Below are 23,575 nucleotides of genomic sequence, written 5' to 3'. Positions count from 1 at the left end.
CGGGACTAGTGCCAAGCTGTTTTGCCATGCAGGCAAACGAGGCGCCCGAGGACGGTGTCGACCAACGGGTGCGCAAACGCTTGCGGGAGCTCCGCCGGCAGCGCGGGTTCACCCTGGAGGAGGTGGCCGCCAGGTCGGCCATCGACGTCTCGACGCTGAGCCGGCTGGAATCGGGTAAGCGACGGCTGGCGCTCGACCATCTCCCCCGGCTGGCGGCCGCGCTGGCGGTCACCACCGACGAACTGCTGCGGGCGCCGGAGGCCGAAGACCCCCGGGTGCGCTCGAATTCGCATACCCGCCACGGAGTCACGTACTGGCCGTTGACCCGTCAGGGGTCGCCGAGCGGGTTGCACGCATTCAAGGTCCGCGTCAGCGCGCGGCGGCGCAAACCGCCCGCCGAGCTACCTGTGCACGAGGGTCAGGACTGGATGTACGTGCTGTCCGGCCGGCTGCGACTGATCCTCGGCGAGCGCGACTTCATTGTGGAACCCGGTGAGGCCGTGGAGTTCTCGACCTGGACGCCGCACTGGTTCGGGGTGATCGACGGCCCGGTGGAGGCGATCGTCATCTTCGGACCCCATGGTGAGCGCCTCCACCTGCACATCTGATATGTAGAGACTTTTGTCAAGAGGGCAGGGTGAGGCGCCGCCGGGGAGCTACCCCCGACGGCGCCTCGTTGCTTCCTCGGCCAGTCTGTGTGGTGAGCGTGTCGTTGGCGACGCGCGGTCAGACTGATATACGCGGATTGGCTACCGCAGGACGGTGTTTCGGCTGGATCGCATCCGCATGTCTAGAGTCGAGCGTCACCCGCATGGGCTGCTCATAGGTGTGTCGCGGGTCGATCCACGCGCTGCCACCACGGACCTCGCGAGGAAGCAGATCAGGTGGCGGTCAGTCGTCCATGACTGCCAGCGACCAGCACCAGCCGGCCAGTTCACGCGCGACCGCGACATTGGCCGTCACGGGTCGCTTACGTCGCTCCAGGAAGCCAACCCACCTGCCATGCCATGGCGGCGGTTGCCTTCGTCCCCGCGGGCGCGGGCCGCCGCAGAAGCCCGATCCCACCGCGAACGCATCACCGCACCCACGTGATACCGCGGCTTGTGATGCCACGCCGCCTCGACCAGCAGCCGCCGGACATGGGTGTTGCCGGTCTTGGTGATCGGACCCTGAGCCCGCGAGGAACCCGACGAAAACTCCGAGGGAACCAACCCCACAAAAGAGCCAATCGTGTTGCCGGTGAACCGGTTCCAATCACCAATTTCGACTGCCAACGCAAACCCGGTCAACGTGTTCACCCCCCGCAGACACGACACCCGCCGCACAATCGCGGTGAACTCACCATCGGCGGCCCTCTCCTCGATCGCTGCGTCCAGACGCCGCCGCCGGGCCTGCATTGTCAACACGTGGTCATAGTCGGCATCAAAGGCCATCCGCGTCGCCGACGCCCTGAGCTGCGGCGCGGCGACGGTGCGCAGCCACTGATCATGGGCACCGGTCCAGGCCGCCCCGCCGTAATACACGATGCCGTGGCGCAACAGCAGCTTGGACAGGCGATGCCGAGCCCTCATCAGGTCGCCGCGGCAGTCCTCGCGGGCACGCACCAAGTCACGAGCCGCTTCCTGAGCCACGCTCGGGATCGACACCGACGTGATCTCATCCAGACGCAACAACCGGCACAGATGCAGGGCATCGCGGGCATCGGTCTTCACTCGATCTCCAGCGGGCTTCTGCAGCTTCGACGGTGCCACCACGACGCAGCGGATCCCGGCATCCGTCAACGACCGCTGCAAGCCGAAACCGGTGGGACCAGCCTCGTAGGCCACCGCCACCGGCCCCGGCAGCCCCGATATCCACGACCGGATGTGCTCGTGGGACGGGGTCAGGCGAGTCTGCTGAACCTCACCAGTCACGCCGTCGATGGCCGCTGCTGCGACCGAACGTGCATGCACGTCCAGTCCCACACTCGTACGCTCTGTAAACACCGGGGCCTCCCACCACTGTCGGATAGACCGGGCAGGCGACTCCCTACTCGGTAACCCACGAACATGGGTGAGTGGGGCCCCGGCCCGCAACCCCCGACTCAAAGCCGACGGTCACCCATACCGTCTAGAGATAGGCGGTCTGATTCACCAGCCGCACCGATGACCCGCCGTCGGGGTAGAACTCGGCGATGCTCAGGGAGGCGAGGTCGAGGTGCAGCCGGTAGAGGATGCCCTCACCGGCGTTCAGTGCCAGCCTCAGCATCGTCTTGATCGGTGTGACATGCGAAACCACCAGCACCGTCGAGGCGCCGTGCTCAGCGATGATGCGGTTGCGCGCTCGCCGGACCCGGTGCGCGACGGCGTCGAAGCTCTCGCCCCCGGGTGGTTCCACGCTGGTGTCGTGCAGCCAGCGGCTGTGGATGTCCGGATCACGCTGGGCCGCCTCGCCGAACGTCAGCCCCTCCCACGAACCGAAGTCTGTCTCGATCAGATCCTCGTCGACCGCGACGTCGAGATTGAGCGCCTTGGCGGCTGCCGTCGCGGTGTCGTAGGCGCGCTGCAGCGGTGAACTCACGACGGCGTCGATCCCGCCCCGATCCGCGAGGTGGGCGGCCGCGGCGTCGGCCTGCCTGCGGCCCAGTTCGGTCAGCGCGGGGTTGCCACGCCCCGAGTACCGCCGCTCGACCGACAGTTCGGTCTGGCCGTGGCGCAGCAGCAGAAACCGCGTCGGCTCCCCCCGCGCGCCGGTCCAGCCGGCCGGCGACGTCGGCGTCTCCGTCGAAGCAGCCACCACCGGCTCGCGCGGCTCCGGTTCGATACCCGCCGCGGCGTCCATCGCCTCGTTGGCCAACCGGTCGGCGTGGGCGTTGCGCGCGCGCGGAATCCACGAGTAGGTGACGCGGTCGAACCGCTCCGCCAGCGACCGCGCCTGCCGGTGCAACGGGATCAGATCGGGATGCTTGACCCGCCAGCGGCCCGCCATCTGCTCGACCACGAGTTTGGAGTCCATCGACACCGCCACGTCGGTCGCGCCCACACCGGCGGCTTCCTCCAGGCCGGCGATCAGCCCGCGGTACTCGGCGACGTTGTTGGTGGCCCGGCCGATCGACTGTTTGCGCTCGGCGAGGACCGCCGACCGGTCGGCGGAGAACACCACCGACCCGTAACCCGCGGGACCGGGGTTGCCGCGCGAACCGCCGTCCGCCTCGACGATGACTTTCACGGGGCAACCTTCACTTCTTGAAACCCTCGGCGCGCACCAGGATTGCGTTGCACTCCGGACAGCGCAGCACCTCGTCGTCGGCGGCCGCGGAGATCCGCGACATCTCACCCCGGTCGATCTCGAGCCGGCAGGCGCCGCACCGGCGGCCCTGCAACTGTCCGGCGCCCTGACCGCCCCGGGCGCGCTGGCGCTCATAGAGGTCGACCAGGTCGGGTTGCAGCGACGTCAGCAACTCCTCGCGCCGGGTGAGGCTCTCCTGCCGCGACCGGTCGAGGTCGGCCACCGCCTCGGCCAGCGCATGCTGGGCGGCCCTCAACGCGGTGTCGAGCTCGTCGACGGCCGCCACTTCCACCACCCGCCGGCCGGCGAGCTCCTCGCGGCGCTCCATCACCTCCAGCAACGAATCCTCCAGGCTCGCCTGGCGGCGTTCGAGCGTCTCGAGCTCGTGCTGCAGCTCCCCGACCTGTTTGGCGGCGACACTGTCCCCGTTCAGCAGAGCGCGGTCACGGTCTTCGCGCTGACGGACGGCGTCGATCTCGGACTCGAACTTCGCCACCTGCTCGTCGAGGTCTTCCATGGCGATCCCGAGCGCGGCCGACCTGTCCTGCGCCGCAACGAGCTCGGCGCGCACCCGGTCGAGCTCCTCCTGTTCGGGCAGCTTCTTCACGCGATGCTCGACCCGGGCCAGCCCGGCGTCCACCTCGGCCAGCTGTAGCAACGAATGTTGCTGCCACACATCAGCTTTCACTTGTACCCCTACCAGTCCCTAGGTTCCACGGATCGGTGCGCAGGTCGCAGACCCGCACCGGTAACGCATCGGAGAAGTGCTCACGCAGCACCCCGGCAGCCTGTTCGCACCAGGGGAACTCGCTGGCCCAGTGGGCGACGTCCACCAGCGCCACCGGCGATGCCCGGCGGTGCTCGTCGGCGGGGTGATGACGAAGATCGGCCGTCAGGTACACCTGCACGTCGGCGCGGGCCACCGTGGCGAGCAGTGAATCCCCCGCTCCCCCGCACACGGCCACCCGCGACACCATGCTCGACGGGTCCCCGGCCGCACGCACACCCCACGTCGTGGCGGGCAGGGCGGCGTTGACACGGGAGACGAAGTCGGCCAACGGCTCCGGTGCCGGTAACGAGCCGATGCGGCCGATTCCGACGTCCCCGGGGATCGGCGCGATGCTGAAGATGTCGAAGGCGGGCTCCTCGTAGGGATGCGCCGCGCGCACGGCGCTGAGCAGCTCCCGGCGCCGGGCCGCAGGCGCGATCACCTCCACCCGCTCCTCGGCGACGCGCTCCAGGGAGCCGACGTTGCCGATGGCCGGCGAGGCGCCGTCGTGTGGGAGGAACTGTCCAGTTCCCGATGCGCTCCAGCTGCAGTGTGAGTAGTCGCCGATCTGGCCGCCACCCGCATCGAACACTGCCTCGCGCACCGCATCGGCGTCCTCGGTCGGAACGTAGACCACCCACTTGTCCAGCTCGGTGTCGGCGGAGACCGGCGAGAGCACCTCTTCGACGGTGAGCCCCACCGCGGCGGCCAGCGCGTCGGAGACCCCCGGCGAGGCGGAGTCGGCGTTGGTGTGTGCGGTGAACAGGGCGCGGCCGGTGCGGATCAGCGAGTGCACGAGCGCGCCCTTGGGGGTGCTCGCCGCGACGGTGTCCACGCCGCGCAGCAGCAGCGGGTGATGCGCCAGCAGCAGCCCGCGCTCCGGTACCCGGGCGATGACGGCCTCGGTGGGGTCGACCGCGACGGTCACCGAGTCGACGGGTTCGTCCGGGTCACCGCACACCAGCCCGACCGAATCCCAGTCGGCCGCCAGTCGCGGTGGATAGGCCGCGTCGAGCACGGCGATCACGTCGGCCAGCCGCACGCTCATCGCATCGCCTCCGTCGGGAATCGGCCGCCCGTCCGCACCGGCAGGCGCTCGACCAGCCACGACAGCGGCACGGCGGGGCCGCCGTTGTACCTGGTCGCCTGCGGCGCGAGACGTGACACAGCACGACAGTAGTGGGCGGTGCAGGACGCCGAGCCGAACGACCCCGTGACATCGGGGAGAATGGAAGTGTGACCGACACGCTGGACCGTTCCACCGCCACCCGCCCGCAGCTGGTGCTGTTCGATCTGGACGGCACGCTCACCGATTCCGCGCAGGGCATCGTGGCGAGCTTCCGGCATGCACTGGGCGAGGTCGGGGCGCCCGTTCCGGACGGTGATCTGGTCAGCCGCATCGTCGGACCCCCGATGCACCACACCCTGCGCTCGCTGGGCCTCGGCGAGCGGGTTGATGAGGCGATCGCCGCCTACCGGGCCGACTACACGTCCCGGGGGTGGTCGATGAACCGCACCTTCGACGGCATCCCGGCCCTGCTGGCGGATCTGCAGGCGGCGGGCGTCCGCCTGGCCGTGGCGACGTCGAAAGCCGAGCCGACCGCGCAGCGCATCCTGGCCCACTTCGGCCTGGACGGCTTCTTCGAGGTCATCGCGGGCGCCAGCCCGGACGGCACCCGGGCCGCGAAGGCCGACGTCGTGGCCTCCGCGCTGGCCCGGCTCGAACCGCTGCCCGACCGGGTGGTGATGGTCGGCGACCGGTGGCACGACGTCGAGGGTGCCGCGGCACACGGTATCGACACCGTGGTGGTCGGCTGGGGATACGGTCGCGCCGATTTCAGCGAGCCCACCGAGGTGCCCGTGCTCGCGCACGTGGAGACGGTGGCCGACCTGCGGGAGGTGCTGGGTGTCTGAATCATCGCCGCTGCACGTCACGTTCGTCTGTTCGGGCAACATCTGCCGTTCGCCGATCGCCGAGAAGGTGTTCGCCCACCAGATCGCCGAACGCGGCCTGTCCGGGGCGGTGCGGGTCAGCAGCGCGGGCACCGGCGGCTGGCACGCCGGTGACCCCGCCGACGTGCGGGCGGTCCATGTGCTGCGCGCCCACGGCTACCCCACCGCTCACGAGGCCGCCCAGGTCGACGACGACCACCTGTCCGCCGACCTGGTCGTCGCGCTGGGCCGCAACCACGTCCGGATGCTCAGCGAGCTCGGGGTGCCGGCCGGGCGGCTGCGCATGCTGCGCTCGTTCGACCCGCGATCGGCGGCGCACCCACTCGACGTGGAGGACCCCTACTACGGCACGCAGGACGATTTCGAGGACGTCTTCGCCGTGATCGAGGCGGCCCTGCCGGGGCTGCACGACTGGGTCGACGAACAACTCGCGACGCGGGGAATCGCGAGCTGATGAAGCGCTGGGCGTTCCTGCTGCGGCCGGCATGGCTGGCGCTGTACGTGGTGGTGCTCGCCTTCGCCTACCTGTGCTTCACCGTGCTGGCGCCCTGGCAGCTCGGCAAGAACACCACGACCTCGCGCGAGAACGACCAGATCTCCCGATCCGTCACCGCCGAACCCGTTCCGGTCACCTCGGTGCTGCCCGAACAGGATTCGGCCGCACCGGACGAACAGTGGCGGCGGGTCACCGCGACCGGGCGGTACCTGCCCGAGGCGCAGGTGCTGGCTCGGCTGCGGGTCGTCGACGGCGACCCGGCCTACGAGGTGCTGGTGCCGTTCGCCGTCGACGGCGGCCCGACGGTGCTGGTGGACCGCGGGTACGTGAAACCCGAACAGGGCACGGCGGTGCCGCCGATCGAGCCGGCCCCCACCGCAACCGTGAGCATCACCGCACGCCTGCGTGACGCCGAACCGGTTCCGCCCGGTAAGGAACCGTTGCGGGAGAACGGCATACCGCAGGTGTACGCGATCAACCCCGGCCAGATCTCCGCGCTGACCGGTGTGCCGCTGGCCGGTTCGTACCTGCAGTTGGTCGAGGATCAGCCGGGCGGCCTCGGCGTCATCGGATTGCCGCACCTCGACGCCGGCCCGTTCCTGTCGTACGGAATCCAGTGGATCGCCTTCGGCGTCATCGCGCCGATCGGCGTCGGCTACTTCATCTACGCCGAGATCCGCCAGCGTCGCCGCGACAAGGCCGCCGCCCAGTCACAGGCACCCGCAACTCCCGAGGACAAGCTCGCCGACCGCTACGGCCGGCGGCGCTGACCACGACCGCCAGTACCCCGGCCGCCGTCTGCACCGCGCGCGACAACCGCACCGCCCGGCGCAGATCCGCCACCGCGGGGCTGCGTCCGTCGCCGAGCGTGGGTCTGATCTCCAACTCGTGGGCGTACTGCGTCGGCCCGCCCAGTCGCACCCCCAGCGCACCGGCGAACGCCGCTTCGGCCACCCCGGCGTTCGGGCTGGGATGCCTGCGGGCGTCATGCCGCCACGCACGCAGCGCGGCCGTCGGTGATCCTCCCACCACCGGCGCGCAGACCGCCGTCAACACACCCGACGCGCGGGCGGGAACGTAGTTCAGCACATCGTCGAATCTCGCGGCGGCCCAACCGAACCGGGCGTATCTCGGCGAGCGGTTGCCGATCATCGCGTCCAGGGTGTTCGCGCCCCGGTACACCAGGAGTCCGGGCACGCCGGCGACGGCCGCCCAGAGCAGCGGCGCCACCTGTGCGTCGGAGGTGTTCTCGGCGATCGACTCGGTGGCCGCGCGGGTCAGCCCCGCGGCATCGAGCACCGAGGGGTCACGGCCGCACAGCGACGGCAGTAGTAGCCGGCCACCGTCGACGTCATCCCTGTCGAGCAGGTGGGAGAGCCGGGCGCCTACCCGCGACAGCGACGTGCCCCCGGCGGCCACGAATGTGGTGGCCGCGGTGAGGGTGGCGGTGGCCAGTGGCCCACGACGTGCCGCCGCCCGCTCAGCGGCGACTCCCCCGAACGCCAACGCGGTGAGCAGGCCACCGGTGTGCACGGTACCCGCCCACCGGGAGTCGGCGTAGGTGATGCGCTCGAATCGAGCTGCGGCACCGCCGAACCCGGCCACCGGGTGCCAGCGCTGCGGATCTCCCAACACCGCGTCGGCGAGCAGACCGGCGGCGATGCCTGCGGCGCGGGCACGCATGATCGGCGAAACCATCCCGGGAGCGTCTCATACGGTGCTTGACTCGATGCGACCACATGTCGAGGAAAGGCACAGACCCATGGCGATCAACGGAGTCAACCACGTCGCTGTCACGGTGCGCGATGTCGAGGCCAGCGGGCCGTGGTACCGCACGCTCTTCGACGCCGACCCGATACTCGACGAGCACACCGACGCCGGATTCCGCCACCTGGTGTGGGCGTTCGCGGACGGCACCCTGTTCGGCATCCACCAGCACGACCGTCCGGCGGGCGACGGGCAGTTCAGCGAGTTCGACCCCGGCCTCGACCACGTCGGGTTCGCTTGCGCCGACCGCGGCGAACTCGAGCAGTGGGAGCGCCGACTCGACGAACTCGGGGTCACCCACGGCGGGATCGTCGACGCTGACTACGGATCGGGGTTGAGCTTCCGCGACCCCGACGGGGTGGCCCTCGAGTTCTTCGCCCCGCCCTCGCGTTAGCCCCTGCGGCGCAACTTCATTGCATGTGTTCATAACACTGGTTACCTGTGTTCGGCGCCCTTCCTTACGTGCAGCGACGGGTCGACAATCGACGTGGCGGAGTTGGTCTGACCGACTCGCGATCCGGCCCGGCCAGCACAGCCACCCCATCGGAGGGCACGAAAGGGTATGGATCATGTCGGAACAGGAACAGAACATCGAGACCGTCAAGAAGGGTTACGACGCCTTCAGCGCAGGTGACATCGAAGCGGTGATGAGCGTCTTCGACGACAACGTCGAATGGATGCAGCCGGGTAACAGCACGATCAGCGGCACGTATCACGGCAAGGGTGAACTCGGCTCGTTCCTGGCCAAGATGGCCGAGAAGCCGCTCGAGGTCCGGGTGAACCGGTTACTCGCCGACGGTGACACGGTGGTGGCATTGACCGATGTGGTCATGGACGGCAACCGCACCACGGACGCCGATGTGTTCACGCTGCGTGACGGCAAGACCGTCCGCGTCGAGATCCATGCCGACACAGCGTTAATGGAGAAGGTTTACGGCACCAAGCAGGCCGCCACCCAGCAGTAGGCCAGGCCCGACCGTCCCCACGGTGGCCGTCCTCGGGCAGACGTTGCCGGTTCTCCCGTCAGATCGGGATCGCGATGTAACACTTGGTGCGCGGTCATTGTGAGGTCGCTGTCGGGGTCCGTTCGCGGGTTGGTTGCGGCGCTTCCGGTCGGCGGCTCGAGTCGTGCACGAGCCGCGCGTCGGGAGGTGAGCAGTGGGCGAAGTCCTGCCCCGGACGTCGCGGCCCGACCCCGACGACTGCGTGACGCCGAGCCCGCCCAGGCGGTGAGGTGTGACGACGTTGAGGGGCCGCCGCGCCGAACGCGACATTCTGGATCAGCTGGCCGATGCCGTATCGGCGGGCGAGAGCCGAGCACTGGTGTTGCACGGCGAACCAGGTGTCGGGAAGACCGCTCTGATGGAGTATCTCGCGGCACGGGCGTCCGGATGCCGCGTCGTGCGTGCGGTCGGCGTTCAGCAAGAGATGGAACTCGCTTACGCCGGGCTGCACCAATTGTGCGTATCCATGGTGGACACCATCGGCCGGCTGCCCGTGCCACAGCGAGACGCACTGCGTACCGCGTTCGGCATGAGTGCCGGTCCTCCCCCGGACCGCTTCCTCGTGGGTCTGGCAGTCCTGGGCCTTCTGTCCGATACGGCCGACGAGCAACCGCTCCTCTGCTTGATCGACGACGAGCAGTGGCTCGACCGCGTCTCAGCGCAGATCCTGGCCTTCGTCGCTCGCCGATTGGCGGCGGAGTCGGTCGCGCTGATCTTTGCGGCGCGTACTCCGAGCAGCGACCTGCAGGGGTTGCCTCAATTGGCACTTCAGCCCCTTCCCGAAAAGGATGCACGCGCCCTGCTCGACGACGTGCTCGCCGGGCGCCTGGACGCAATGGTGAGGAATCAGATTGTCGCGGAGGCCCGCGGCAACCCCCTCGCACTGGTGGAGTTACCGCGGGCGTTGACCACCCCGCAGCTGGCCGGGGGGTTCGGGCTCGCCGGTGCGGTGCAACTTCCGCGAAGCGCCGAGGAGAGCATCCAACGCCAATTCGAGGTCCTACCCGGCCCGACGAGGCACCTGCTCGTGATCGCGGCCGCGGACCCGACCGGCGATCCAGCCCTGGTCTGGCGGGCCGCTCGGCGACTCGGAATCGGCGAGGATGCGGCCTTACCCGCCCGCGAGGCGGGACTGTGTGAATACGCGACCCGCGTGCGGTTCAGGCATCCGCTCGTGCGTTCTGCGGCGTATCAGTCGGCGTCCCCCGAGCAGCGGCGGCAAGCCCACGGTGCGCTCGCAGAGGCCACTGACGGCCGGCTGGACCCGGACCGGAGGGCCTGGCACCGAGCCCATGCCGCGCGAGGACCGGACGAAGATGTCGCCGTGGAACTGGTGGGCTCGGCGGGCAGGGCGCAGGCGCGGGGCGGAATGGCCGCCGCTGCGGCGTTCCTCGAGCGCGCGACGATGCTGACGTCGGCCGCTGACAGCCGAGTGGACCGGGCGCTCGCCGCGGCGTGGGCGAAAGTTCAAGCCGGCGAGGGAGAGGGAGCGGCGGAACTTCTTTCGACGGCGGAAGTCGGCCCGCTCGGTGACGCCCAGCAGGCTCGCGTCGACCTCGTGCGGGCAGAGCTCGCGTTTGTCACCAGCCGCGGGAGCGATGCGCCGCCGCTGCTCCTCAAGGCGGCCGGCCGACTGGAATCCGTCGATCCGGATCTCTCGCGGGAAACGTACCTCGAAGCGTTCTCGGCGGCCTTGTTCGCGGGGCGCTTGGCCGTCGGCGCCGATGTACTGGAGGTCGCCGGCGCCGCTGCCACGGCGCCACATTCCGCGGGAATCGCCCGCGCACCAGACCTTCTGCTGGACGGCCTGGTGGCGCACTACCACCAGGGATACCCGACGTGCCTGCCGCTCCTGCGCGGGGCATTGGCGTCTTTCGGAACCGGAATGTCGGCCGAGGCCGAGCTTCGATGGTTGTGGTTGGCGTCCATCGCCGCCATCCACGTGTGGGACGAACGGCGCTGGGATGCGCTCTCCGACAGACATGTTCACCTTGCCCGTGCGAACGGCGCACTCAGCGAGCTTCCGTTGGCGCTCAGCTCCCGAGTGTTCATGCAGTTGTTCTCCGGCGATCTCGCCGCCGCTGCGGCACTCGTCGAGGAGTCACAGGCGGCGACGGACGCGACGGGGAACAACCTCGCTCCTTACGGCCGGCTCGGTCTGGCCGCAATGCGCGGAAGCCTCGAAGAAGTTGCCGCGCTGACGGAAACGACCGAGCGTGACGTCACGTCGCGCGGTGAAGGTATCGGCATCACGGTCACCGCGTGGGCGAACGCACTGCTGAACAACGGCCACGGCGACTATGCGAGAGCGGTGACCGCAGCCGAGCGGGCGATCGAGTACGTCGGGGACATCACGTCGTCCACCTGGGCGACGGTCGAGCTCATCGAGGCATCGGTGCGCGCCGGAAAGGCGCAAACGGCGGAAGATGCCTTCCGGCGCCTCACCGACATGACTGACGCCAGCGACACCGAGTGGGCGCGAGGGATCGCGGCGCGCTCAGGCGCATTGTTGAACGAGGGCGAAGCCGCCGAGCAGCTCTATCGTGAAGCGATCGAAAGGCTCGGCCGCACAAGCCTTCGCTCCGAAGTCGCTCGCGCTCACCTGCTGTACGGCGAGTGGTTGCGACGTCAGCACCGTCGAATCGACGCCCGCGTCCAGTTGGTCGAGGCGTGCACGATGCTCGAGGAGATGGGCATGGACGCATTCGCCCAACGTGCTCGGCGTGAACTGAAAGCCACCGGCCAGACTGCTCGGAAGCGCAGTCTGACGTCCGCCCCGACGGAGCTGACAGCGCAGGAGGCGCAGATCGCGCGGCTCGCCCGTGATGGCTTGTCGAACCCCGAGATCGGCGCGCGACTCTTCATCAGCGCTCGCACGGTCCAGTATCACCTGAGCAAGGTGTTCACCAAGCTGGGCATCAATTCGCGGAGCCGACTCGACCGCGCCTTGCCGCCGACCTAGGACCCACTATCGCACTGTCCGGTGGCGGATGTGAACGGTCACCTTCTGGATCGAGGATGGCGCCATCCACTTCGCTCACAACGGGAGATGATCGTGAACACCAAGGGAAAAGTCCTCATCGTCGGCTCGAGCAGCCACACCTTCGAGCTGAGAAGCGGTCGACATGAGCCGACCGGCTACTACCTCAATGAATTGGCCGTCCCCGCGCGGTCGATCGTGGACGCCGGCTACGAGGCCGTTCTCGCCACTCCGAAGGGCACCGCACCGGTTGTCGAACAGTTCTCCGTGAACGCCGACTACTTCGACGGCAGCGCAACGGCATTGGAGGAGGCGATCGAATTCGTCGCGACGAGCCCCGGTCTCCGGACCCCGCGCTCAATCCGTTCTACGATCGAGGAGGGGCTCGACGGATACGCCGGAGTGTTCCTGCCCGGCGGCCACCCCCCGATGATCGACCTGATGCACGACCCTGACCTCGGGGAGGCGCTCCGTCACTTTCACACCGAGTCCAAGCCGACCGCGCTGCTGTGTCACGGCCCCATCGCCCTGACCGCCGCGATGCCTCGGGCGAAGGAGTTCAGGCGAGCACTCGTCAAGGGTGATCCAGACGCCGCGCAGACAGCCGCGCAGGGCTGGCAGTACAGGGGCTATCGGATGACCGTGTTCTCCAACGAAGAGGAGAAGTGGGCCGAACAGAACATCCTCAAAGGCGAACAGGTGCTGTTCTACCCGGCGGACGCACTGACCGCCGCGGGCGGTGCGGTGGAATCGCGGGGCGCGTTCGAATGCAATGTAGTGCATGACCGAGAACTCATCACCGGCCAGAATCCGTTCTCCGACAGACCCTTCGCTGACCTGTTCGTTGCAGAGCTGGATAGGAGCAGATGATGGACTACGTTCGACTCGGACGCTCCGGCCTCGAGGTTTCCCGCCTGGCTGTGGGATGTATGAGCTACGGCGAACCGGACCGCGGCAGGCAGGCCTGGACGCTCGACGAAGAGGCGAGCAGGCCGTTCCTGCGCCGCGCTGTGGAACTCGGAATCAACTTCTTCGACACCGCCAACGAATACTCGTCGGGCAGCAGCGAGGAGATACTCGGACGTGCGCTGAAAGACTTCGCCCGACGGGACGAGGTGGTGATCGCCACCAAGGTGTATGCATCCTGGCGTCAGGCTCCGAATTGTGCGGGGCTGTCCCGCAAGGCGATCAACACCGCCATCGACGACAGCCTTCGGCGGATGGGGGTCGATTACGTCGACCTGTACCAGGTTCATCGCTGGGACGACAGCACACCGATCGAGGAGACGCTGGAAGCGCTCCACGACGTGGTCAAGGCGGGGAAGGTCCGCTACCTCGGTGCGTCGTCGATGTACGCCTGGCAGTTCGCCAAGGCGCTCTGGACGGCCGACCTGCACGGCTGGACACGCTTCGTCAGCATGCAGCCCCACTACAACTTGATTCACCGCGAGGAGGAGCGGGAGATGATCCCGCTCTGCCGCGATCAGGGCGTGGGCATCCTGCCGTGGAGTCCGCTGGCCCGTGGTCGGCTCACCCGCGACTGGGACGAGCACACTCGCCGCTCCGATGACGACGAGTTCGCGCGGTTCCTCTATCCCCAGACCGAAGACGCCGACCGGACAGTGGTCGAGAGGGTCGCCGAGATAGCCGCCGAACGGGGCGTCCCACGCGCACAGGTCGCCCTGGCGTGGGTTGCGTCGGCGCCGGGGATCACCGCACCGATCGTCGGCGCGACGAAACCCCACCACCTCGAGGATGCCGTCAAAGCCCTCACGCTGCGCCTGAGCCCGCAGGAGCGAGCCCGGCTCGAGGAGCCGTACGTGCCACATACGGTTGAAGGATTCGGCGTGCGGTATCTCCGGTCCGCGTGAATAGCGTTCGGCACCAACGATACCGACGACGTCACTCCCCCGCGGGCGCGGCGAGCGACCTCCGCAGCAGCTGTCGCCCGCGGGACACCCGCGACATGACCGTTCCGGCGGGCGTCCCCGTGACCTGTGCGATGTCCTTGTAGCAATAGCCTCGAACGTCGGCGTAGTAGACCGCCACGCGGAACTCCTCGCGCAGTGCCATCAACGCATTCCGCAGCCTGTCGTCCAGAATCCGTTCCAGCGCTGCCACTTCGGCTGAGCACTCACTGCGCCGAACCTGTGACGACGCCTGGGGGGCCATCTTCTGCTCCGTGACATAGTCGATCAATACCTCAGGGGGTCGGCGGCGCTTCTTGTGGTACCGGTTGATCCATGCGTTGCGCATGATGCGGAACAACCAGGCGGGCAGGTTCGTGCCTTCCTGAAACGAGCCGAACCCCCTGTACGCGAGGAGCATCGTCTCCTGAAGCAGGTCCTCGGCGTCTTGCCTGCTGCCCGTGAGCCGCATCGCGCCGCGCAGAAGTGAATCCATCAGGGGTATGGCTTCACGCTCGAACCGGGCATGGAGCGTCATGGACGATGTCACGGTTCCGGCCCGATCGGTCGTATCGCTTCGATAAGTCGCCGCACGGGTGGATGAAATGGTCACAGCGAACTCCTCAGGACAGCTTTTAGTGCTCACTTGACTGCTCTTGTCGGGATGCCGTTGCCGCCCAGCATCTCTCTGCAGTCGAGCGGTGAATCGACAAGGGGCGCTTGGTCACGCACGTCGAGCGTGCACCGAATCGGCGTCCATTCGCGTCTGCGGGTGGCTAGGCGTCCTCGCCAGGCTTGCGGCTCCATCGACCGCGTCGGCCAGTGGTGGCGCTTGCGCGAGTGCTTCTAGCTCTTGCGAATGTCCCTGACCTTTCAGGTCAGAACACCTAGCCGATCAGGACGTCGTCGAGTGTGAGTAACTGACGCGACCCGCTCTCCTCGCCGACGCGGCCCAGCGGATCGGCGTCGTAAAGCTGGTCGTCGAACGTCACCCGCGTCAAACCGGTGATATCGGCAAGACTGCGTTGCTGCTGCTTGAACATACCGACATTGAATCGGCTTTCCCACCCGTACTTCTCGATCGCCTCGGTCTGGTCGAGTACGAAACCGTAGGCGCCCAGGCGGGTCTCGTCACCGAGCGTCTCGGCGGCCACGATCACCTTCCAGAACCTGCGGGGTACCTTGATCACGATCTCGTCGCCGAAGTCCTGCAACGGGTCGTCATGATCGAGAACCGGCCCGGCGAAGATGATGCACTTGTTGCCCACGGACCGTGCCTGACGAGTGATGTGGTTCTCCAACGCCCCCCACAGGCCGTCGTACTCGAACATGTCGCGGTTGAACCCTTCGTGCTGTGGGGTGCAGTTGGTCCAATGGAAGCTGTCGGAGTTGCCGAATTCCTCTTCCCGTGCCGTCTCTCCCCACGCCACATCGTCGCGGCGGACGAGGTGACCGCGATCGAATTTTACTGCGGGAGCATAAAACTCGGTATCCTCGAGCTGCCTGCTGTCAGGGATGCGGGGGTCGGATTTCCAGGTGTCGATGCCGAACTCCTCGCGCGCCTTCCTGCGTTTCCGCTGGTCGTAGTCCGCGTTGCACGCGGTCCACATGGCCAGCTGGCGCTCGATGTTCATCGTCAGCGAATAGTGGTGATAGTTGAGGACGAACGGCACGCCGCCGCGCAGGATGATCTCATCCTCGGGCGCCTTCGGGGCGGGCACGGTGAAACCTTCGAGGAACCCCGAGTCGTAACCGGGCCGCGCCTCGTACTTGCGATCGAAGCGCAGCTTTTTCTCGACGATCGTGGGAGTGACGTCGGCGATGGGGGCCGGCAGAGGTGACGGCGGGGTCGTCAGGACATCGCTGGTCTCGCTGTGGTCTTTCCCATCGAGGTAGAAGTTCGCGGTTCCGTTGACGACGACGTTCACCGTGGGGCGGTCCATGATTTGCTCCGATGGTCGCGGTGTCAGGGGTCGGGCGGCGGCTTCGGGCACGGGTTGCGTGCCAACCACGCCCAGCAGCTGATCGAGGAGCGCCCGACGGCCGGGATCGGTGAGACGCAGACCGGCAAGGTAGGCGTGCACCTTGCTGATCCGGACGCCCTCGTTGGCCGCCCAGTCGATCTCGGACTCCGCCATCAGCGGGGACCACGGGGTGCCGTCCTTGCGGAGGATTCGGCCGTTGCGGCTGTGTGGAACTCCGCCGTGATGCACCGCGACCAGTTCCCAGTCGTGATTGAAGGCGGGCGATCCCGATGAGCCTGCCAGCGTGTCGGTGAAGTACTGCAGGAACAGGTCGTCGTCGGCGGGTTCGACGCGGATGCCGTTGTTGCTGACGGCCCATCGCTTGGGCTTGCCATCGGGGTGCTGGATGATGTTGATCGGGTTCCCGACGAGGTATTTGCCCGGCGCCGGTGAGTAACCGATGTTGCCCTGATCGCGCAGTGCGGCGCCGGGCGCGACGGCGCTGACCCCGACGATCGCGATGTCGAGTTCTTGGTTGCTGATGAAGAAGCTGTCAGGGTCGAGATCGAACGTCACCCCGGGGTCGGCGACGCTGCCGCCGCGGACCTCGTAGCCGAATTGGGCGCCGCAGTCGGTGGCGTTGCCGGGGTCGGCGAACACATGCCAGTTGGTGACGAACAGTTGTGGCGCGACCAGAAATCCGGTGGCGAATCCCGCGCGGTCCTGGTCGCTGTCGAGCCGATCGACGATTCTCGCAACCGGCCTCCCGGCATTCGCTGCGGTCTCATCGGGTGCGGTATCTGTGAAATCAATGGTGTCACCGATAATTGCTTCGGCAATGAACATCTCCGGTATCGCATATGACTTGCGCTCTTCGCGCTGCAGGAACGCATTTCCTAGAACCGCGCTCGTCGCAGCCAGGCGCCCATGCGTTCGCAAGACCGAATCGGCGGCATCGACCTGGGAAATCTTTTGCTGCCAGCGCTCGGCGGCGGCCTCGAGCACGTCTACCCGACGCTCGGCCATCTCGTCTCGTCGGCTCATGCTCGTCCTCACTCACGCGGATGGGAACAGCACCCAGCAACACCATAAAGTGGCGACGATAAATCAGCACTGAAACAACAGGAATGGAGCGGGTGAATTGTTTTCGACGCCCGTCGGTAGTTCGTGTCGTCGTTGATGACGCAGCAGGCCGACGCGGCTACGAAAAGCGCGTCCGCAAATTCCGCCCTCGGCTGACAATGATCTCGGCGGAGCATGGCGATACCCTCTCGGGCACAACAGGGATTTTGAACTCTCCGAAAATCATCAGCCCGACACGATGGTGGGCGTGGACGGTATCGAACCGCCGACCGCTGGTGTGTAAAACCAGAGCTCTACCACTGAGCTACACGCCCCGTGCCGGGCAGGCTACCCGGCCGCTCGCCGCAGGCGGAAATCGCCTCAGGTCGAGCGCAGCGCCGCCAGGGCGTCGGTCCACACCGCCTGATCGCGCGGCTCGCCAGGCCCCTTCATCTCCGAGAACCGGACGATGCCCGCCCGGTCCACCACGAAGGTGCCCCGGTTGGCGATGCCGGCGTCGGCGTTGAACACCCCGTAGGCCTGCGCGACCGCACCGTGCGGCCAGAAGTCCGACAGCACCGGGAACGTGAACCCGCTTTGGGTCGCCCAGACCTTGTGGGTGGGCGGTGGGCCGACCGAGATCGCCAGCGTCACCGTGTCGTCGTTGTCGTAGGTGGGCAGGTTGTCCCGGATCTCGTCGAGTTCACCCTGGCAGATGCCGGTGAACGCGAGCGGGAAGAACACCAGCAACACGTTCTTGGCGCCCCGGAAGTCACTGAGCGTGACGGCCTGGCCGTTCTGATCCTTGAGCGTGAAGTCCGGCGCCTCGGTGCCGACGTCGAGCATCCCTAGTGCCGCCCCGCCGCCTTGGACTTGGGCTGCACCAGCCGGCTGGCGATCCAGTCACCGAGATTGGCCGACGAGGTCTGCATGAGCCCCGCCGTCGGCGCCGACTCGGCGATGTCCGCCGGTTGGACGTGCCCCGGCTTGCCGGTCTTCGGGGTGACCACCCAGATCACACCGTCGTCGGCGAGTGGGGTGATGGCGTCCATCAGCGCGTCCACCAGGTCACCGTCGTCGTCGCGCCACCACAGCAGCACGACGTCGACGACCTCATCGGCCCCCTCGTCGAGCAGCTCGCCGCCGCACGCGTCCTCGATATCGGCCCGGATGTCGTCGTCGACGTCCTCGTCCCAGCCCAGTTCCTGCACAACCTGATCGTTTTCGATGCCCATTCGCTGGGCGTAGTTCGGGGCGTCCGCCGCCGCCACCACCGTCGGTCCTCCTTCTGCCCGCTGTCCGGTCCGGACATTCTCGAGCACAGTTCTTGTCGAGCCCTATCGTTGCACGTGCCCCACTGGTTACGTGCGGCCGCTGCCCCGGTTCGTCAATATGATGCGTCGCACAGTTCGAGCGCCACCTCCCGCGAGTCGTTCAATCGGGTCACCGCGGCGTTGAACTCATCGGGTCCCGCATCCCGGATGATCGTGCCCGCGACGTCGCGTGCGGAACCCACCCAGGCGTTGAGCGCGTCACGCAGTTCCGGGGAGAGCACGTCGGAGATACCGCTGCTGACCAGGTTCGCGCTGATGTTGAGCGAATCCACCGCAGGCCCGGCGCGCACCGCCACCTCGGCGGTGCTGTCGTTGACCGCGTCGACGTAGGCGTTGACGGCGTTGATCGCGTCCACGCTCGAACTGCTGAGGTCCTCGCACGAGGTGTGGATGGCCGCGGTGGTCAGCGACTCCTGCCGCTTGGACTCTTTGGCGCTCGACTGGGCGATCGACTCCTCGATCGAGGCGGAGACCGAGGCGCGGTACACCGGGGCCGCCTCACGGTCGACCTGGCCGCTGCCCGAGGTCACCGACGTGCAGCCGACGATGATCATGGCGGCCGCGGCGATGCTGCCGAGCATTCGGGCAACCGCCTGCAGTCGCCTCCCCCGGCGCCGTCCACCGATCAGCACGGTCTGCAGACGTTACCGGTTGACCGGCCCGATCGCGGGTTCATTGCGACCACCTGCCCCCAGCGGTGCGAGTGGGGCACGATGGGGGAAGGATGGAAGGTGTCGCGCGCGTGAGGAGCCACAAACCCCTCACGTTCGTGGCATACCGATACCGCCTGACAAGGAGCGGAAGTTGACCACCGAGTTCGTGCGCCAAGACCTGGCCCAAAACTCCTCTGCCGCAGCCGAACACGATCGAGTTCGGGTGATTCGCGAGGGTGTTGCATCGTATCTGCCCGATATCGACCCGGAAGAGACCGGCGAGTGGCTGGAGTCGTTCGACCAGCTGCTCGAGCGCTCCGGTCCGGCCCGCGCCCGCTACCTGCTGTTGCGGCTGCTCGAGCGCTCCAGCGAGCAGCGGGTGGCCATCCCCGCGCTCACGTCGACCGACTATGTGAACACCATCCCGACCGAACTCGAGCCGTGGTTTCCCGGCGACGAGGACGTCGAGCGCCGCTACCGGGCCTGGATCCGGTGGAACGCCGCCATCATGGTGCACCGCGCGCAGCGACCGGGAGTCGGTGTGGGCGGCCACATCTCGACATACGCGTCCTCTGCGGCGCTCTACGAGGTGGGGTTCAACCACTTCTTCCGCGGTAAGAGCCATTCCGGCGGCGGCGACCAGGTCTTCATCCAGGGTCACGCATCGCCGGGCATCTACGCCCGCGCCTACCTCGAGGGCAGGCTGACCGCCGATCAGCTCGACGGCTTCCGGCAGGAGCACAGCCACCCCGGCGGCGGCATCCCGTCCTACCCGCACCCGCGCCTGATGCCCGAGTTCTGGGAGTTCCCCACGGTGTCGATGGGGCTGGGCCCGATGAACGCGATCTACCAGGCCCGGTTCAACCACTACCTGGGCGACCGCGGCATCAAGGACACCTCCGACCAGCACGTCTGGGCGTTCCTCGGCGACGGTGAGATGGACGAACCGGAGAGTCGCGGCCTGATCCAGGTGGCCGCCAACGAGGCGCTCGACAACCTGACGTTCGTGGTCAACTGCAACCTGCAGCGTCTCGACGGTCCGGTCCGCGGCAATGGCAAGATCATCCAGGAGCTGGAATCGTTCTTCCGCGGCGCCGGCTGGAACGTCATCAAGGTGGTGTGGGGCCGCGAGTGGGATGCGCTACTGCACGCCGACCGCGACGGTGCGCTGGTGAACCTGATGAACACCACGCCCGACGGTGACTACCAGACGTACAAGGCCAACGACGGCGGCTACGTGCGCGACCACTTCTTCGGCCGTGACCCGCGGACCAAGGCGCTGGTGGAGCCGATGTCCGACGCCGAGATCTGGAACCTCAAGCGCGGTGGCCACGACTACCGCAAGGTCTACGCCGCCTACCGCGCCGCGACGGAGCACAAGGGCCAGCCGACGGTGATCCTGGCCAAGACCATCAAGGGCTACACACTGGGTAAGCACTTCGAGGGCCGCAACGCCACCCATCAGATGAAAAAGCTTGCGCTACAAGACCTCAAGGACTTCCGCGACGCTCAGCGCATCCCGCTCAGCGATTCCCAGATCGAGGAGAACCCCTACCTCCCGCCGTACTACCACCCGGGGCCTGAGGCACCCGAGATCCGCTACCTGCTCGACCGCAGGCGGGCACTCGGCGGCTTCGTGCCCGAACGCCGCACGAAGTCCAAGGCGCTCACCCTGCCCGCCGGCGACGCCTACAAGGCGCTGAAGAAGGGTTCGGGCAAGCAGGAGATCGCCACCACGATGGCGACGGTCCGCACGTTCAAGGAGATCCTGCGCGACAAGCAGATCGGGCACCGGATCGTGCCGATCATCCCCGACGAGGCGCGCACGTTCGGTATGGACTCGTGGTTCCCGAGCCTCAAGATCTACAACCGCAACGGGCAGCTCTACACCTCCGTCGACGCCGAGCTGATGCTGGCCTACCGAGAGAGCGAAGTCGGTCAGATCCTGCACGAGGGGATCAACGAGGCCGGCTCGGTCGGCACGTTCATCGCGGCGGGCACGTCCTACGCCACGCACAACGAGCCGATGATCCCGGTCTACATCTTCTATTCGATGTTCGGGTTCCAGCGCACCGGTGACAGCTTCTGGGCCGCGGCCGACCAGATGGCCCGGGGGTTCGCACTGGGCGCCACCGCCGGTCGCACCACCCTGGTCGGTGAGGGTCTGCAGCACGCCGATGGCCATTCGCTGCTGTTGGCCTCGACCAATCCGGCGGTCGTTGCCTACGACCCGGCGTTCGCCTACGAGATCGCCTACATCATCGAGTCCGGCCTGCAGCGGATGTACGGCGAAAACCCCGAGAACGTCTACTTCTACATGACGATCTACAACGAGCCGTACGTGCAGCCGGCCGAACCGGAGAACCTCGACGTCGAGGGGTTGCTGCGCGGGATCTACCGGTATCGGACCGCACCCGAGGACAAGTCCAACGCCGCGCAGATCCTGGTCTCGGGCGTCGGGATGCCGTCGGCGCTCAAGGCCGCCGCGATGCTGGCCGAGGAATGGGACGTGGCCGCCGACGTGTGGTCGGTGACCAGCTGGGGTGAGCTCAACCGCGACGGTGTGGCGATCGAGAAGGAACTGCTGCGCCACCCGGACCGCCCGGCCGGCACGCCGTACATCACCACGGCGCTGGCCGATGCGTCCGGACCCGTTGTGGCGGTCTCGGATTGGATGCGGGCGGTGCCCGAGCAGATCCGGCCGTGGGTGCCCGGCACGTACATCACGCTCGGCACGGACGGTTTCGGGTTCTCCGACACCCGCCCCGCGGCGCGGCGCTACTACAACACCGACGCCGAGTCGGTGGTGGTGGCGGTGCTCGCAGGGCTGGCCCGCGACGGCAACATCGACATGTCGGTGGCCGCCGAGGCCGCCCGCCGCTACGAGATCGACGACGTGCTGGCGGCGCCGGAGCAGACTTCCGATCCCGGGGTGGCCTGACGGGCGCGGTTCTCTTTCGCGAGCAGATGCGGCTTGGAGGTACCCGCCAGAATCTTGGCGTAGGTTTTAGGGATGACCGACAAGCGGTATGTGCCGCCGGCCTCAACGGTCGAGGTCCTGCAGACCGTGCCGGACTCCGTCTTGCGCCGGTTGAAGCAGTACTCGGGCCGGTTGGCCACCGAGGCCGTGGGTTCGATGCAGAACCGGCTGCCGTTCTTCGCCGGCCTGGAAGCCAGCCAGCGTGCCAGCGTGCACCTGGTGGTGCAGACGGCGGTGGTCAACTTCGTCGAGTGGATGCGCAACCCGCAGAGCAACGTCGGCTACACCGCGAAGGCCTTCGAGGTCGTCCCGCAGGACCTCACCCGCCGCATCGCGCTGCGCCAGACGGTGGAGATGGTGCGCACCACGATGGAGTTCTTCGAAGAGGCGGTGCCGCTGCTGGCGCGCTCTGACGAACAGGTCACGGCGCTGACCGCGGGCATCCTGCGGTACAGCCGCGATCTCGCGTTCGCCGCGGCCTCCGCGTACGCCGATGCGGCAGAGGCGCGCGGCGCGTGGGACACCCGGATGGAGGCCAACGTCGTCGACGCGGTGGTGCGCGGCGACGTCGGGCCGGAACTGCAGTCCCAGGCGGCCACGCTCAACTGGGACGCCACCGCGCCCGCCACCGTCCTCGTCGGCCTGCCCCACCCCGACCGCATCGACCTGGCCTCCGACGACGTCCGCGACGTCGTGACCCGCCACGCCCGGGCGGCGCTGTCCGACGTGCACGGCACCTGGCTGGTCGCGATCGTCAGCGGCCCGCTGTCCCCCACCGACCGCTTCCTCAAGGAGCTACTGGGCGTGTTCGCCGACGGTCCGGTGGTCGTCGGGCCGACGGCGCCGACGTTGTCATCGGCCCATCTGTCCGCCACCGAGGCCATCGCAGGCATGAACGCGGTGGCCGGCTGGAGCGGCGCGCCGCGCCCGGTCTCGGCCCGCGAACTGCTGCCCGAACGGGCACTCCTCGGGGATGCGACCGCCGTCGCCGCGCTGGAGACGGAGGTGATGCGCCCCCTGGGTGACGCGGGTCCGGCGCTCACCGAGACCCTCGACGCTTATCTGGATGCCGGCGGCGCGATCGAGGCGTGTGCACGGCAATTGTTCGTTCATCCAAATACGGTCCGGTACCGGCTGAAACGCATCGCCGACTTCACGGGCCGGGACCCCACGCTGCCCCGGGATGCGTACGTGCTGCGGGTGGCCTCGACAATCGGCCGACTTCACCGCCATGCGGCCCAGTCCAGCCGCGCAAGCAAGCCATCGGTGCAGGTCCCGGCGGTACGACCGGCCAGCCCCAACCTCTATCGCACGGTGTGACACGTCGCGGCGAGATCTCGGTGGGGTCGCTTCGGATGCCGTTTTGTGGAGTAGCTACAAAAACATAAGACGAGGTTCATAATCTCTTACACGGCGCAAAGCCCGCTTCACAGTGTTCT

Annotated in this window: 21 protein-coding genes, 1 tRNA gene and 1 pseudogene; 11 read left to right on the top strand and 12 right to left on the bottom strand. The window is 67.7% G+C overall.

Annotated features, from left to right (window positions below):
- Window positions 1-26: 26 nt before the first annotated feature.
- Entirely contained in the window at window positions 27-608 is a 582-nt protein-coding gene (locus tag I7X18_RS11305) for a type II toxin-antitoxin system RelB family anti-toxin (RefSeq protein ID WP_193047300.1), read from the top strand.
- Between the two features lie 283 nt (window positions 609-891).
- Here the strand turns inward: I7X18_RS11305 and I7X18_RS11300 are convergent.
- From I7X18_RS11300 to I7X18_RS29840, 5 genes and pseudogenes are all read right to left on the bottom strand, one after another.
- A pseudogene (locus I7X18_RS11300) lies at window positions 892-1,985 on the bottom strand (IS110 family RNA-guided transposase).
- Between the two features lie 124 nt (window positions 1,986-2,109).
- Window positions 2,110-3,207, bottom strand: coding sequence for a bifunctional RNase H/acid phosphatase (locus I7X18_RS11295; protein ID WP_193048515.1), 1,098 nt, complete (start codon window positions 3,205-3,207; stop codon window positions 2,110-2,112).
- Window positions 3,208-3,217: 10 nt separating this feature from the next.
- Window positions 3,218-3,955: a zinc ribbon domain-containing protein gene (locus I7X18_RS11290; protein WP_193048514.1), complete on the bottom strand. Its 738-nt coding sequence runs from the start codon at window positions 3,953-3,955 to the stop codon at window positions 3,218-3,220.
- Window positions 3,945-5,084 (bottom strand): Nif3-like dinuclear metal center hexameric protein, encoded by a 1,140-nt coding sequence (locus I7X18_RS11285; RefSeq protein ID WP_193048513.1) that lies wholly within the window; start codon window positions 5,082-5,084, stop codon window positions 3,945-3,947. The genes I7X18_RS11290 and I7X18_RS11285 overlap by 11 nt, the downstream gene beginning before the upstream one ends.
- Window positions 5,081-5,203, bottom strand: a complete 123-nt coding sequence (locus I7X18_RS29840) for a hypothetical protein (RefSeq protein ID WP_264296023.1) — start codon at window positions 5,201-5,203, stop codon at window positions 5,081-5,083. Before I7X18_RS29840 ends, I7X18_RS11285 begins: the two co-directional genes overlap by 4 nt.
- 69 nt (window positions 5,204-5,272) lie before the next feature.
- On the opposite strand from I7X18_RS29840, the gene I7X18_RS11280 reads away from it, so the two are divergent.
- The 3 genes from I7X18_RS11280 to I7X18_RS11270 are packed head-to-tail and all read left to right on the top strand — an operon-like array spanning window position 5,273 to window position 7,255.
- On the top strand, window positions 5,273-5,950 hold the full coding sequence (locus I7X18_RS11280) for an HAD-IA family hydrolase (protein WP_193048512.1): 678 nt from the start codon (window positions 5,273-5,275) through the stop codon (window positions 5,948-5,950).
- Window positions 5,943-6,443, top strand: coding sequence for a low molecular weight protein-tyrosine-phosphatase (locus I7X18_RS11275; RefSeq protein ID WP_193048511.1), 501 nt, complete (start codon window positions 5,943-5,945; stop codon window positions 6,441-6,443). Before I7X18_RS11280 ends, I7X18_RS11275 begins: the two co-directional genes overlap by 8 nt.
- Complete coding sequence (locus I7X18_RS11270) at window positions 6,443-7,255, top strand: SURF1 family cytochrome oxidase biogenesis protein (protein ID WP_193048510.1); 813 nt, start codon at window positions 6,443-6,445, stop codon at window positions 7,253-7,255. The genes I7X18_RS11275 and I7X18_RS11270 overlap by 1 nt, the downstream gene beginning before the upstream one ends.
- Here the strand turns inward: I7X18_RS11270 and I7X18_RS11265 are convergent.
- A complete protein-coding gene (locus I7X18_RS11265) occupies window positions 7,146-8,183 on the bottom strand; it encodes a cobalamin biosynthesis protein (RefSeq protein ID WP_193048509.1) in 1,038 nt (345 codons plus the stop codon). The two genes, I7X18_RS11270 and I7X18_RS11265, sit on opposite strands and share 110 nt — an antisense overlap.
- Before the next feature lie 64 nt (window positions 8,184-8,247).
- On the opposite strand from I7X18_RS11265, the gene I7X18_RS11260 reads away from it, so the two are divergent.
- From I7X18_RS11260 to I7X18_RS11240, 5 genes are all read left to right on the top strand, one after another.
- Window positions 8,248-8,646 carry a VOC family protein gene (locus I7X18_RS11260; RefSeq protein ID WP_193048508.1) on the top strand — a complete coding sequence of 133 codons (399 nt, stop codon included), beginning with the start codon at window positions 8,248-8,250 and terminating at the stop codon, window positions 8,644-8,646.
- A 175-nt stretch (window positions 8,647-8,821) separates the two neighbouring features.
- A complete protein-coding gene (locus I7X18_RS11255; protein ID WP_193048507.1) occupies window positions 8,822-9,217 on the top strand; it encodes a nuclear transport factor 2 family protein in 396 nt (131 codons plus the stop codon).
- A 271-nt stretch (window positions 9,218-9,488) separates the two neighbouring features.
- Entirely contained in the window at window positions 9,489-12,218 is a 2,730-nt protein-coding gene (locus I7X18_RS11250) for an ATP-binding protein (protein ID WP_193048506.1), read from the top strand.
- 93 nt (window positions 12,219-12,311) lie between these two features.
- Window positions 12,312-13,106, top strand: coding sequence for a type 1 glutamine amidotransferase domain-containing protein (locus I7X18_RS11245; RefSeq protein WP_232375457.1), 795 nt, complete (start codon window positions 12,312-12,314; stop codon window positions 13,104-13,106).
- Complete coding sequence (locus I7X18_RS11240; RefSeq protein ID WP_193048504.1) at window positions 13,106-14,107, top strand: aldo/keto reductase; 1,002 nt, start codon at window positions 13,106-13,108, stop codon at window positions 14,105-14,107. The genes I7X18_RS11245 and I7X18_RS11240 overlap by 1 nt, the downstream gene beginning before the upstream one ends.
- Before the next feature lie 31 nt (window positions 14,108-14,138).
- Here I7X18_RS11240 and I7X18_RS11235 read toward each other — a convergent pair whose 3' ends face one another.
- The 6 genes from I7X18_RS11235 to I7X18_RS11210 all read right to left on the bottom strand — a co-directional run bounded on the left by I7X18_RS11235 (window position 14,139) and on the right by I7X18_RS11210 (window position 19,084).
- The gene (locus I7X18_RS11235) at window positions 14,139-14,756 is read right to left on the bottom strand and encodes a sigma-70 family RNA polymerase sigma factor (RefSeq protein ID WP_193048503.1); all 618 of its coding nucleotides are present in this window, start codon (window positions 14,754-14,756) and stop codon (window positions 14,139-14,141) included.
- Between the two features lie 274 nt (window positions 14,757-15,030).
- Window positions 15,031-17,151: a DNA/RNA non-specific endonuclease gene (locus I7X18_RS11230; protein ID WP_193048502.1), complete on the bottom strand. Its 2,121-nt coding sequence runs from the start codon at window positions 17,149-17,151 to the stop codon at window positions 15,031-15,033.
- Between the two features lie 278 nt (window positions 17,152-17,429).
- Window positions 17,430-17,504, bottom strand: a tRNA-Val gene (locus tag I7X18_RS11225).
- A 46-nt stretch (window positions 17,505-17,550) separates the two neighbouring features.
- A complete protein-coding gene (locus I7X18_RS11220; RefSeq protein ID WP_193048501.1) occupies window positions 17,551-18,015 on the bottom strand; it encodes a peroxiredoxin in 465 nt (154 codons plus the stop codon).
- 2 nt (window positions 18,016-18,017) lie between these two features.
- A complete protein-coding gene (locus I7X18_RS11215) occupies window positions 18,018-18,443 on the bottom strand; it encodes a DUF3052 domain-containing protein (protein ID WP_232375456.1) in 426 nt (141 codons plus the stop codon).
- Window positions 18,444-18,556: 113 nt separating this feature from the next.
- A complete protein-coding gene (locus I7X18_RS11210; protein WP_193048500.1) occupies window positions 18,557-19,084 on the bottom strand; it encodes an Rv2240c family protein in 528 nt (175 codons plus the stop codon).
- 223 nt (window positions 19,085-19,307) lie between these two features.
- Between I7X18_RS11210 and aceE the strand changes: the two genes are divergently transcribed.
- Together aceE and I7X18_RS11200 are read left to right on the top strand one after the other, a co-directional pair.
- Window positions 19,308-22,097, top strand: a complete 2,790-nt coding sequence (gene aceE / locus I7X18_RS11205; protein ID WP_193048499.1) for a pyruvate dehydrogenase (acetyl-transferring), homodimeric type — start codon at window positions 19,308-19,310, stop codon at window positions 22,095-22,097.
- 72 nt (window positions 22,098-22,169) lie between these two features.
- Window positions 22,170-23,456: a PucR family transcriptional regulator gene (locus tag I7X18_RS11200; RefSeq protein ID WP_193048498.1), complete on the top strand. Its 1,287-nt coding sequence runs from the start codon at window positions 22,170-22,172 to the stop codon at window positions 23,454-23,456.
- Window positions 23,457-23,575 lie beyond the last annotated feature (119 nt).

The organism is Mycolicibacterium baixiangningiae, assembly GCF_016313185.1.
GTDB classification, from domain to species: domain Bacteria; phylum Actinomycetota; class Actinomycetes; order Mycobacteriales; family Mycobacteriaceae; genus Mycobacterium; species Mycobacterium baixiangningiae.
This window is presented reverse-complemented; position numbering and strand designations above follow the sequence as displayed.